Below are 12,034 nucleotides of genomic sequence, written 5' to 3' on the forward strand. Positions count from 1 at the left end.
CTCAGGCGAGCGCGCGGGCTTCGTGTTCGCGCAGTATCAGACGAGCCGCGCGCCCGAATCCGATATGACCCGAGGTCGGCCTGTCCGGGAAAATTGCGGCCAGCTCCCGCAACGCGTCAGAGGACAAGGCATACAGCGCCTCTTCCCCCAAAAACAGGCTTTCGGCCAGCGCTCCGTTGGCGCTCAGGATTTCGTGGCGGTCCAGCAGGACGTGGAGATACTCGATGGCTTCAACAGATGTATCGATGCCAATGCCGTGCCATCCGCACAGGTGTTTGGCGGCAACCAGGGCTTCGGATGCGCCGAAAAGCAACTCGACCTTCGGGCCCTTTACCAGAATTCTGTGCTGTTGCGACACCAGAAGGTCGCAAGAGGGTTCGTTCGGCCCCAGACTGCCCGCCGAGATACGAACGGGGCGCAAAGCAGGTTCATCGAATAATCGTTCGGGTGGAATCCTGCTGCTTTCGATCCAGCGGATAGGTTGCAGACCGTGATCGGCAGTGGCCACCATATGACCTGTGCCCAGCGTTTCGATCGCAAGCGGGCCGCTTTCAGTCTCGATCAGAGTTCCGGCCGCAAAACAGACGCCTTCGATCCTGATGACCACTTCAACCGGGTCCGGTGTGCCGGTGAATGGAAGGGTGAATGGGCCGGCTTGGGTTGTACCCGAGACGCTGATGAAGAAAGAATCGAAGACAACCTCGCCTTTGTCGAGGCCATCGAAAAATGTCGGGTCGACGGTATAGGTCCACTCTCCTGTGTTCGGGTCAATCGAGGCGGTACCGTTGGCGGGCTGTGCCGCAATCGTCCAGGTTTGCGTGACCGGGTTGAAGTTTCCATTGTCCAGAGTGGGTTGCCCCGTCTCAACGTTGGGCGGGAAACCAGTCACATCCCCGGTCAGTTCACCTGTGATCGGAACTGAAACCAATTAACCCTCGCCTTGCTGCAACACGCGTTCAAATTCCTTCTTGCGATACAGGCGCATGTGAACCTCGCCCGCTTCATCCCGCGTCCATTCGACAATCCGATTGCGTGTCATGTCACTGTCCATCCGGTTGGTGCGCACACGCGGGTGCGGGATTTCCTGCTTGAGGATATCAACAATTTGGCTGGTCTGTCCAAACGGAGCCACCAGATCAATGATCCAGAAGGATGATCCGCTGGTGAAATCCGTGTCTGAAAGGGGTTTTTCTTTCACCGCATATCGGAACTCGGCTTCGGGGCTGAGCCCGGCGAAGGTGACAAAACCCCGGGGGAATCCGTGCTGCCGGAAGATATGGTACTGGCCCAGGCGAAACGGGGTTTCGAACGCGTACAAAACCTGCGCCAGACTGCGTTTCTGATGTGTTTTCGTCAAACCCGCCAGATAGAACATAACGCCCAGATCCGCGTATTTTTCAGGCGTGAAATCGAACCAGTCTTTTGGAAACGTCTTGCTCAAAGAGATGCCCAACAGTGTAACGGGAACCAAAAGTCTGCCGCGAGTGTACTGCTTTCCTGCAATATGGGTAGAATAAATTCTTTGATGTGGTCAGTGTTACCGTTTCGTTGGCCTGTCCTGCTTTACTCGCAGGTCGTCCCGGCTATGCTATTGGTATCGGACCCTTGTTTCGGGATATCTGGATTATGCGTTCATTCAAGACTTTGGCTGCTGCCGTGCTTTTATCGATACCTGCAATGGCCGAGGCCGTTGGGTTCGGTCTGTCCGTTCGGCCACAATTTCGCACGGAAATCACAGCCTTGCCGAACGGTGTCTACGAGGTCAAGGCCATCGGATCGTCGGCGCCCGTGAACTATTGGTGTGGGATCGGGGATTACGCGATCCGCTCGCTGGGTGTGCCAAACAACCAGCGGATCTATATCTGGCGCGCCTATGAACCCGGTGTCCGGACCGTGCAATTCTCGCTGAGCCCGCCGCCGGGGGCGGATACCAAGCCGGGATATTCCATCACCGTCAGGAAGGTTGGGGCCAATATGTCGGCGTCGTCGGCGCAGAACTACTGCTATGACAATTTCATCATGGACACGTTCTAAGCGTCAGACCCATTTCGCCATCGGCGGCAGGCTCATCAGAACGGCGTCCGGGTCATGTCCGGTTTCCAGTCCGAACTTGGTGCCCCGGTCATAGACCAGATTGTATTCCGCATAAAGACCGCGATGCACCAGCTGGGTGTCTTTGTCGGCGTCCGAGAAACCCTGTACGCGCCGCTTTTCAACCAATGGCAGGAAGGCCGGCAGGAAAGCCCGACCGATATCCTGCGTCAGGGCGAAATCGGCCTGCCAGTCCCCGGTGCAATAGTCATCCATGAAAATGCCGCCCACGCCGCGTGCGCGTTTGCGGTGGGGGATATAGAAGTATTCGTCCGCCCACTCTTTCAGGCGTGGATAGTGCCCGGGACCATGCGGGTCCAGGTGAGCCTTTTGGGTCGCGTGGAAATGCGCCGTGTCTTCATCATACTCGATGCAGGGGTTCAGATCCGACCCGCCGCCGAACCACCAGGCGTGCGGGGTCCAGAACATGCGGGTGTTCATGTGCACCGCCGGGACATGGGGGTTCTGCATATGCGCCACGAGGCTGATCCCCGAGGCCCAGAAACGCGGGTCTTCGGTCATCCCGGGAATGCCTTTGCGCGCTGCCATTGCCTGTTGTGCACGCTCGCCCAGGGTCCCGTAAACCGTCGAGACATTGACCCCGACCTTTTCAAACACGCGCCCGCCGCGCATCACGGACATCAGACCGCCCCCTGCGTCAGAGCCGTCCTCGGACTGGCGTTTGGTTTCCTTCACTTCAAAGCGGCCGGGTTTTGCGTCGGAAAACGGGCCGGTGTCGTGGCTGTCCTCCAGTGCTTCGAATGCGGCGACAATGTCGTCGCGCAATTGACGGAACCAGGCAGAGGCGGTGTTTTTTTCTGTTTCGAACATGGGTCTTAATGCGCAGGTGCGGCAACGGGGTCAAGCAATGTGCGGCCACCGTCGATTGTCAGGATCTGGCCGGTGATGAATCCGGCTGCATCCGATGCCAGATACTGCGCGGTTTCCGTCAATTCGGTGGCCGACGCGATGCGGGCAAGCGGTGTGTGCTTTTCGATGTCGTCGCGGAATTCTCGGTTCTCTCTCAGGGTCGATTGCAGGGATGCACTCATGACCGAGCCGAGCGCAATCGAATTGACCCGGATGCGGTTCGGCGCCAACGCCACGGCCAGTGAACGTGTCAACTGATCCAGCGCGGCGGTCGACACGGAATAGGCCATCAGGTCCGGATGCGTGCGGCGGGCCGCGATGGATGACAGGTTGATGATCGATCCGGCCGGGTTTTCATCGTCATCCCCGGCCTGTTTGATCATGCGTTTCGCGACCAGCTGGCTGAGCCGCAGCGCAGGCATCAAGTTCTGGTTCAGCAAGGTGCGCATCGAATCGTCATCGGGGTCCAGCGGATCAGACTGGATCACCTGGCGCGCGCCGTTGATCAGAATATCCACCTGATCAAACGCATCCAGTGTTGCCGACAGCAAATTGGCAATGGTCAGTTTTTCGCGCAGATCGCCTGCGAAGTAGCGAATATTGCCGTCTTCTGCCTGTTCCCCAAGCTCATCGATCAGACGTTTTTCATCTATATCGGCGAACATGACATTTGCGCCCGCATCCGCGAAATGCCGACCTACGGCCAGCCCGATGCCATTGGCTCCGCCTGTAACGATTGCTGTCTTGCCTGCGATGGAAAAGGACATCCGAATCCTCCTGAATTGGGGGCAGGTTAGCTGGCCTTATCGCCGAGGGCGAGAGGCCTCAAACACCTTGAACCGGTTGTCGCCGGCGGCTTCATCGACCCGAGCGAAGTGTTCGTTCAGAGTGGTTTCGTAGGGGAGATGGCGATTTGCCACCATCCAGAGCGTTCCGTTGCGCGTCAGATTGCGTGCCGCTGCTGCGATGAAACCCTGCCCCAGCGCAGGGTCGGCACTGCGTGAGGTGTGAAACGGGGGGTTCATTACGATGGTGTCCATCGGCTCTGGCGCAGACCAGGTGACGGCGTCAGCCCAATAAAACCGGGACTTCGGGTCAGAGGCGTTGATGCGCGCACAGGCAAGGGCCGTGTGATCTGCTTCGACAAGATGTACGGATTTCACAGTGTCGCGCTTCAGTATCTCTGCGGTCAGATACCCCCATCCGGCACCCAGATCGGCCACGCGCGGCCCCAGCTTGGCGGGCAAGGCCTTCAGCAACATGGCCGAAGCGGGATCGATCCCGTCCGCTGAAAACACACCCGGTGCCGTGTGGTACCCATCGACGATCTGCGTCTTTGGCGCAGCCCAATCTGCAAAGCTCTGCGGGTCAGCCTGAAACCAGAAGATTTTCCCGTGCGCTTTGGACAGAGGTCCTTCGACCGAGATCCTTTTGCGAACATCTTTCAGAATGCTGTCCACGCCATCGGTCTTTGCGCCATCGATCACGACAATGCCGCGGGCTCGTGAACTGGCCAGATGGATCATCGCCCGTGCCAGCGCCTTGGCACGCGGCAAAAACACAATGGCATCCTGGCAAGGGTTGTCTGCCTCGGGCACCGTGTCAAAGCCCTGCGCAGCAAAATGGTCGTGAAAAGGTTTGAACGGTTGCACCACCTGCGCTTCATTGGGAAGCGCCGACAGATCATGGGCCGGAACAGGGCAGATCACGCTAAGGGGCGACGACAGCGACAGGCCGTTCTGCAATGCAAGTTCCAGGCGAAGGGACATGGGCAATTCCGGCAAATATGGGTGAGTGTCAGGCAAAAAGCCCTATTCTTCCCGTTCCATGGTGCATTGCAGCGGGTGCTGGTGCCTGCGGGCGAAATCCATGACCTGACCAACTTTGGTCTCGGCAATCTCATGGCTGAAGACCCCGACGACGGCCACACCTTTTTTATGCACGGTCAGCATGATCTCGAACGCTTCTGCATGGGTCATGCCGAAGAAACGTTCCAGAACATGAACCACGAATTCCATCGGCGTGTAATCGTCGTTCAGCAACAGCACCTTGTACAAAGGCGGACGCTTGGTTTTTGGGCGCGTCTGCACCAGAACGGACGCGTCGCTGTCGTCGTCCGGTTCGTCAGACATCATCCAGGTCTTTTCCAGCATCGTAGGCAACTGTCCGATTCAGTTTTGGGGTTTATCTTCGCGCTTATATAACGTGGGGATGGCCGGTGAAAAGAGCAAGCGGACGTAAACGAGATGACTGACAAGCTGACGACAATCGGTTTCGATGCGGATGATACTCTGTGGCACAATGAGCGTTTTTTTCAGCTGACGCAGGCGCATTTTGCTGAATTGCTGGCCGAGCATGCCGACCGGGACCATCTGATGGAGCGGCTTCTGGCGGCCGAAAAGCGCAACATTCGACATTATGGCTATGGTATCAAGGGCTTTGTCCTATCGATGATCGAAACCGCGATCGAGGTCACGGACGACCGTGTTCCGGCCTCGGTCATTCGCCAATTGATCGAAGCCGGCCAAGAGATGCTGGCCTATCCGATCGAGCTGTTGCCCCATGCCCGCGACGCGGTGGAAGGCATGACCGGCTTGTGTCGGGTTGTCTTGATCACCAAAGGGGACTTGATCGACCAGGAACGGAAACTGGCCCAGTCGGGTCTGGGCGATCTGTTCGACGCGGTGGAAATCGTGTCTGAAAAGACCCCTGAAACTTACCGGTCGATATTTGAGCGGCATGGCGATGGCCCGACGCGCGCGATGATGGTTGGCAATTCCATGCGATCTGACGTCGTGGCTCCGATTCAGGCAGGAAGCTGGGGGGTTCATGTCCCGCACGGCCTGATCTGGGAGGTGGAGCATGCTGAAGCCCCGGTCGACAGTCCCCGATTCCGGGAGTTGAGGGATTTGGGCGGTCTGGCCGATCTGGTGCAGAGCCTGAAGTGATGTTGCCTTTTGGCCGCAGTTCCACGAAAACCCTGCCGGGCGTTGACCAAGTTCTGCCTCAATCGCGCATCTGGTGGGCTTTGGGCGGCATCTGTCTAGATATAGCCCTGTTCGGGCGGCCTGACGAAACCGCGAAAAGCTCAGCTTTCGGTTTATTTCACCAAGTCTCTGTGATAGTCTGTACGGTAATAAAACAAAATTTGCCGACCGGGAAAACCCGGCGGCGCGAGGCAGACAGAGGCAATAATCGTGCAGATTCGGCGGACAGTTCCGGCCCGAATGGGCTTTCTTCTCATAGTGTTGCTATGTGCTCTGGCGTTTGCGCCGCTCAGGTCCATGGCGGCACCTTACGCGGCGATGGTGATTGATGCCCGAACCGGAGAGGTTCTGCATTCGCGCAATGCTGACACAAGACTTCACCCGGCATCGCTGACCAAGATGATGACGCTTTATATCGCGTTCGAAGCGGTGCGGAACGGTGAGATCACGCTGGATACCCCGGTTCGGATCACCAAAAAGGCAGCAGCCGAGCCGCCATCGAAGCTGGGGCTGCGCGCCGGTCAGACGATTGCTTTTCGCTATCTGATCCGCGCGGCTGCCGTGAAGTCGGCCAATGATGCCGCCACGGCCATCGGCATTGCCATCAGCGGATCCGAGGCAGCTTTTGCGCGGCGCATGACGCGAACCGCCAAGGCGATGGGGATGAGCCGCACGACCTTCAAGAACGCCCATGGTTTGACCGAAGCGGGTCATCTTTCGACCGCACGTGACATGACCACGCTGGGCCGGCATCTGCTGTATGACTATCCGCAATACTACAATCTGTTCTCGCGCCAATCGACCTATGCAGGGATCAAAACCGTTCCCAACACCAACCGCCGCCTGCTGGCGGCCTACAAGGGCGCCGACGGCATCAAAACCGGGTACACCCGTGCAGCGGGGTTCAATCTTGTGGCATCGGCAAAGCGCAAGGATGAACGCATCATCGCCACCGTTTTCGGCGGAAAGTCCGGCGCCTCTCGGAATGCCAAGGTTGCCGAGCTTCTGGATTTGGGCTTCCGCCGCGCCCCGTCGCGTGCGCCCATTCGCAAACCTGCCCGACCGGCCTATGCTGGAAATACCGGATTGGGTGTCGGGACGCAGGTCGCCAGCGTGAGCGGCGCGCCAAAATCCAGTTTGCGCCCGGTTCGGCGCCCGACCGCGGCAACGCAAGTCGCAAGCGCGGTTGCAGCGGCGGCTGACGAGAATCGCGACAGCATTACCAGCGCGATCGCGGCGGCCATTGCAGAGGCGGATATCGCGCCAACTGCACCGCCTGTGGAAACATCCGATACCCGTCCGGCATTGCGCCCCGAAAATCTGGTTCTGGCTTCGACGGATTCCACGAAACAGCCAGAGCCTGAGCAGGAGGTTGTCACTCGGTTGTCTTCGTCAGGTGGGCACCTGTGGGGGGTCAATGTGGGTCGCTATACCACGCGGTATGAGGCTGAGAAGGTTTTGCTGAAAACCGCATTGTCGGAAATGACCACGCTGGAAGGCACGCTGCGCAAGGTGAACCAAAGCGCGCGCGGGTTTGACGCAACCTTTCAGGGCATGACCCGCGAACAGGCGGATCTGGCCTGTCGCCGTTTGCAGGCTCGCAACGTCACCTGTTTCATGATCGGGCCATCATAAGGTTCGGCATTCTCTCTCCTGAACGTGTCTGGGCTGCGGTTTTCCGCAGCCCTTTTTTCAGTCAAAAACGTGACCGTGCTGGTATTGTTCATCCTGCCCGGCGGCAGCCGTCAGGGCGGCGACGTTGTCCTTGGTGAAGAACCCGTCGTATTTGTGACACCGCTCGATATACTCGGTAATCAGCAGGGTGTGCTTGGAGTGTTTCGAAAAGATCTGTTTCAGGTTCGGGTCGTCTTTGCACTCACCCACCACATGGGCCAGGAACGGCACACCCTTGTCCTTCAGGGTGTTCACCACGAAATCGACGTTCTTTTCCCCAGCGCCGTGATCGCCATCCTGAATCTCGACCGCCATGTGGTGCAGACGACGGCCAAAATTGCGCACGAAATCTTCGGTCGGCATCGGCAGTTTGGCGAAGGAGTTGACGAAGGATGGCGTGTTGTTTGCGGTGAATACCTTGGCCGGAGACTTTTTGTCATCGTCTACATTGCCGTTGCGGTTCACGTTGGTCGATGAGTTCATGTCGAATATGTTGTAAGCGCCCCAGAAATAGTAGGGCACCATGGTCAGGAACTCGAGAATCGCATCCTCGCGCTCACCCGCCAGCACCCGCGTCGCAAGATGGTCGATTCCCAGCATCAGCGGGGCGATCCTGCTTTCGGTTCCAAAGGCGGCGGCCTGTTCCAGACGGGCCTGTTCCGTATCGCTCAGCAACACGCGATCCCCAAGGCCCAGACTGTCGGTATCGTTAAAGTCGTGGGTCGAATACCCGACGCGGTTGCAGGTGAAATCGGACGGGGTGGTGAATCGGTACCCGTCTGTTGTGTAGAACGGGTTTTCGGTGTCGCCGGAAAACTCGAAGCGTATGTTCTGATCCTCAAGTGCTCGGGTCAGCGCGTCCAGATCACAGGCAGCGAAAACCTCACCTACGTAACGCGTCTGAGGATTGTTGCGCGCAAGCGGGTACATGCGGTTGATGCGGGGGATGAAATCTTCAAACCCGGGGCTGAGCGGGGCCATCAGGATCAGCGCGGGATAGTCGGGATGTGAATGCAGTACCGAAAACCTGTGGGTCTGCCCCAGATAGCTGGCGGTGTGTCGATACGGCGTCATCACGTAAAGCTCGACCATTGTGTCGAACACCGCGTCGGGTTCAACCTGAATGATGATGGCCTTCATTGCGCCGACCTGGTCCGCAATGCCCGAGCTTGTCCGGCGTTCGTAAATCTTCGGAAGGTATTCATTGAAGAAGTCCGAGTTCTTTTTGTCGCCCCGGGGCTGATAAGACATCAGATCAAATGACATTCCACGACCTCCTTGCACTTGCCCGCTGCGGGTCAATGCATTGTTTGCAATTATGGTATTCAGAATATGCGTTTGCCCGTCATGCTAGGCGCTGAGGCCTGCACGGGCAACAGTCGTGAAATTGGGCTGCCGACGTTAACGCATGATGTTCAGCGGGTGAATTTCGTCACCTCGACACCGCCCCCGATCAGGCTTTCGCGAACTGAACGGGCGATCTGAACGGCAGTTGGTCCGTCTCCGTGCAGGCAAATCGTGTCGATGGATGTCTCCAGCCGCTTGCCGCTTTCGGTGATGATCGCGCCTTCACGCACCATGTTCAGGATGCGTGGTCCGGCGACATCTGCGTCGTGGATCACCGCGCCGGGCAGGCTGCGGTCAACCAATGTTCCGTCGTCATTATAGGCACGGTCAGCAAAGATCTCGCCCACCCATTTGCAGCCCAGCTCGCGCACGGCGTCTTCCTGTTTCGTCACGGCAAGAACCATCACGATGATGTCGGGATCGACGTCCAGCGCGCCCTGATAGCAGGCCCGCGCCATATCCATATCGACCGAACACATATTGGCCAGTGCGCCGTGCAATTTCAGATGCCGCACTTTGGTGCCGACCGCCTTGGCCATGCCCATCGCCGCACCCAACTGATACCGCACAAGGTTGCGCAGATTTTCCTGGGACAGCTTCATGTTCCGGCGACCAAAACCTTGCAGGTCCGGAAACCCGGGATGCGCGCCGATGCCGACACCATTCTCGGCCGCCAGCTTCATTGTAGATGCCATTACATCCGGATCACCCGCATGAAATCCGCAGGCAATATTGGCGGAGGTGATGATTTTCAGAAGGCTTTCGTCATCGCCCATTTTCCATGGACCAAAGCTTTCCCCCATATCGGCATTCAGATCGACGCTTGGCATCGGCACATCTCCTTAGTCGGTGGCAGAGATCACTCCGCTGATCAATTGGTAGGACAGCAAGTCCGGGATGTCATGCGGGTCACGCACCAGCGCCTCGACTTTTGAGGGCAAGCGGGCAAGATCCGCCAGGAATGCCGCGTGCAAATCGGCGGCCTGATCCAAGGTCACAAATTCGAACGTGATCGCTCCGCCCGCGGGCGTCTGCGCTGCGCGGGGCATGTCGCAGGGCAAAACGGTCGCGATGCGGGGGTACCCTCCGGTGGTCTGGCATTCAGGCAGCAGAATGAATGGGTCTCCGGTTCCGGTCATCTGGATGTCGCCCGGGGTGATCACCTCGGACAAGATGTTCAGTTGGCCAGTGGCTGCAAACCCGTCGCCGTCACTGTTCACTTGCATCCCCATCCGGTTGGCGCGTGCGCCACGTTGGAATGAGGTGCGCGCAAACCGATCAAGCGTTGCGTCATCAAACAAGGACGTCTGAAAACTGGCAACGACACGCAAAACGCCACCCGAGAAGCGCTCGGAGGGGGTCAGTTTCAAACTTGCGTCGCCTGCATCCGGGCCACATGTCAGCCTGTCGCCTGGCTGCACTGCCCGCCCGATCCGTGCCGTCAGATGCGCGGATCGAGATCCAAGAAAAACCTCTGAATCGATACCGCCCCCCAAGTGAAGATAGCCGTAATTGCTTTGCAGGGCCGCACCGATGACCAGCCGTTGTCCGGGTTCCAGGTGATGTGAGGCATTCCAGGCCACGGGGCTGCCATCAATACTGGCCTGCATCCGCGCACCGGTCAAAGCGATACGCATGTTCTGTGTGGCCTCGAACGCGCCGCCCATCCCGGCCATTTCCAGCGCAGCGAATTCCGGGCTCTGGCCAAGCAACGCGGCACCTTCATGAAGGGCCAGTATGTCGGCAGCACCAGACCGGGACAGGCCCTGGTCCAGATAACCAATGCGCCCCTGATCCTGGATGGTGCAAGTCGGGCCGATCTGGTGGACGATCAGGCTCATGGCGCAATCTCCTCGCAGGTTGCTCCGCCTGTGCTATTCTCATTATTGGCGCTTATGTGTTCCAGGTCTTCGCGGGACACGGGTTCGAAAATCAGTTCATCCCCGGGGTTGAGGGCGAATGCCTCATTTGTCTCGGGCCGGAAACACCGAAAAGCCGTCTGCCCGACATGCCGCCACCCGGTTGGCGTCGGCCCGGAAAACAGCACAAACTGAGATATTGCGAGAACCAGAGCACCTTCGGGCACCATGGGGGTAAGGGTTTGCAGCCGCGGAATATTGAACTCGGGGCCCAATGGTCCAAGGTAGGGTTGTCCGGGGGCGAAGCCGATTGTCAAAACCCGCACGCGGGACTGGCCAAGCCGCCGTACCGCTTCTTCCGGCGTGAGACCGGCAGCAGCAGCGGCATCGTCCAGCTGAGGCGCAAGGTCGGTGCCATAGACCGTCGGAATTCGCCACAGCCTGCGGCCCGTTGGAAGTGGTGTGTTGTACCAGTCCCTTTGGTCGACGAGGTCCTGAAGCTTGTGCAACATCTGCTGATGGGTGGTGCGTTGCGTATCGAACCGGACATATGCCGAGGCCAGCGTGGCAGAAGACTCCGTGACCTCTGCCCATTGAAGCCGAACCAGTTCAGATCGAAAGGCCAGCGCCGCTCGGTTCGCTGTCTCAGACATCGTGTCCGCAAATGTGACAAGCGCTCCGTCAAATCCGACGGTTCTGACCAGTGGGAACGTAAGGTGCCGCGCCATGCCTGTCTCGCTATTGAAACCGAAAATGAATTGCCCGGACCAGAGCGCATCCCGGAGGGATGTGCAAGATGGGTGATCAGAATGCAGCCTCATTGAAGGCGCGGTCGGACTTAATGTCTGTCGGCCAGACTCGGCGCGGTTCGAAATCTGGTGTTTGGGGTTTTCAATGCAGATTCTGGCAGAGTCGCGAGTCGATTCACTTACTTGAGTCGCGCAGCCTTGTGTTCAGTGTCGGTCGATTCCCTATATATAGTAGTGCCGTCTTGTGTCTTCCGGGTTGTGTCGTGGCCATCCGAGGGAGAGAGTCCCGACTGGCACAGAAAAGGCAAGCTTTCTGACTTTTTAAGTTTTTGTTTTTAAATGATTATATCTAATTTTTCAAAAAAATGCCCTGCGGCGTCATTTTCCACTTGCGGGTTTTGTTGGTTATACTTAGAACCCCCTTCACCGGCGCTGCTGAGGCGGTGCTGATGGGTCG

At 58.1% G+C, this 12,034-nt stretch carries 13 protein-coding genes; 3 read left to right on the forward strand and 10 right to left on the reverse strand.

Annotation, left to right across the window (positions count from 1 at the left end; all coding sequences use genetic code 11):
• Position 1: 1 nt before the first annotated feature.
• Together AC2FFD_RS19940 and AC2FFD_RS19945 are read right to left on the reverse strand one after the other, a co-directional pair.
• A complete protein-coding gene (locus AC2FFD_RS19940; RefSeq protein ID WP_496873934.1) occupies positions 2-928 on the reverse strand; it encodes a Hint domain-containing protein in 927 nt (308 codons plus the stop codon).
• Positions 929-1,441: a toxin-activating lysine-acyltransferase gene (locus tag AC2FFD_RS19945; RefSeq protein ID WP_496873935.1), complete on the reverse strand. Its 513-nt coding sequence runs from the start codon at positions 1,439-1,441 to the stop codon at positions 929-931. It abuts the gene before it with no gap.
• Positions 1,442-1,626: 185 nt separating this feature from the next.
• On the opposite strand from AC2FFD_RS19945, the gene AC2FFD_RS19950 reads away from it, so the two are divergent.
• Complete coding sequence (locus AC2FFD_RS19950) at positions 1,627-2,034, forward strand: hypothetical protein (protein ID WP_170347353.1); 408 nt, start codon at positions 1,627-1,629, stop codon at positions 2,032-2,034.
• 3 nt (positions 2,035-2,037) lie between these two features.
• On the opposite strand, the gene hemF is transcribed toward AC2FFD_RS19950, so the two are convergent.
• From hemF to clpS, 4 genes are read right to left on the reverse strand one after another with little or no spacing between them, the layout of a single operon-like run.
• Positions 2,038-2,922 carry an oxygen-dependent coproporphyrinogen oxidase gene (gene hemF, locus AC2FFD_RS19955; RefSeq protein WP_257600057.1) on the reverse strand — a complete coding sequence of 295 codons (885 nt, stop codon included), beginning with the start codon at positions 2,920-2,922 and terminating at the stop codon, positions 2,038-2,040.
• A 5-nt stretch (positions 2,923-2,927) separates the two neighbouring features.
• Positions 2,928-3,728 (reverse strand): SDR family NAD(P)-dependent oxidoreductase, encoded by an 801-nt coding sequence (locus AC2FFD_RS19960; protein ID WP_496873936.1) that lies wholly within the window; start codon positions 3,726-3,728, stop codon positions 2,928-2,930.
• A 36-nt stretch (positions 3,729-3,764) separates the two neighbouring features.
• Positions 3,765-4,730 (reverse strand): class I SAM-dependent methyltransferase, encoded by a 966-nt coding sequence (locus tag AC2FFD_RS19965; RefSeq protein ID WP_496873937.1) that lies wholly within the window; start codon positions 4,728-4,730, stop codon positions 3,765-3,767.
• Positions 4,731-4,772: 42 nt separating this feature from the next.
• Positions 4,773-5,114 (reverse strand): ATP-dependent Clp protease adapter ClpS, encoded by a 342-nt coding sequence (gene clpS, locus AC2FFD_RS19970; RefSeq protein WP_152456986.1) that lies wholly within the window; start codon positions 5,112-5,114, stop codon positions 4,773-4,775.
• Between the two features lie 93 nt (positions 5,115-5,207).
• Between clpS and AC2FFD_RS19975 the strand changes: the two genes are divergently transcribed.
• The gene (locus AC2FFD_RS19975) at positions 5,208-5,909 is read left to right on the forward strand and encodes an HAD family hydrolase (RefSeq protein ID WP_496873938.1); all 702 of its coding nucleotides are present in this window, start codon (positions 5,208-5,210) and stop codon (positions 5,907-5,909) included.
• Positions 5,910-6,188: 279 nt separating this feature from the next.
• Positions 6,189-7,583, forward strand: coding sequence for a D-alanyl-D-alanine carboxypeptidase family protein (locus AC2FFD_RS19980; RefSeq protein WP_425080071.1), 1,395 nt, complete (start codon positions 6,189-6,191; stop codon positions 7,581-7,583).
• A gap of 57 nt (positions 7,584-7,640) precedes the next feature.
• Here the strand turns inward: AC2FFD_RS19980 and AC2FFD_RS19985 are convergent, their stop codons facing one another.
• The 4 genes from AC2FFD_RS19985 to AC2FFD_RS20000 form a co-directional block, all read right to left on the reverse strand.
• Positions 7,641-8,888, reverse strand: coding sequence for a hypothetical protein (locus tag AC2FFD_RS19985; RefSeq protein ID WP_496873939.1), 1,248 nt, complete (start codon positions 8,886-8,888; stop codon positions 7,641-7,643).
• A gap of 149 nt (positions 8,889-9,037) precedes the next feature.
• Positions 9,038-9,799, reverse strand: coding sequence for a LamB/YcsF family protein (locus tag AC2FFD_RS19990; RefSeq protein ID WP_257600062.1), 762 nt, complete (start codon positions 9,797-9,799; stop codon positions 9,038-9,040).
• Positions 9,800-9,811: 12 nt separating this feature from the next.
• The gene (locus AC2FFD_RS19995) at positions 9,812-10,810 is read right to left on the reverse strand and encodes a 5-oxoprolinase subunit C family protein (RefSeq protein ID WP_496873940.1); all 999 of its coding nucleotides are present in this window, start codon (positions 10,808-10,810) and stop codon (positions 9,812-9,814) included.
• A complete protein-coding gene (locus AC2FFD_RS20000; RefSeq protein WP_496873941.1) occupies positions 10,807-11,556 on the reverse strand; it encodes a 5-oxoprolinase subunit B family protein in 750 nt (249 codons plus the stop codon). The genes AC2FFD_RS19995 and AC2FFD_RS20000 overlap by 4 nt, the downstream gene beginning before the upstream one ends.
• Between the last annotated feature and the right edge of the window lie 478 nt (positions 11,557-12,034).

The sequence above is a fragment of the Ruegeria sp. YTSC002 genome (genome assembly GCF_059609845.1).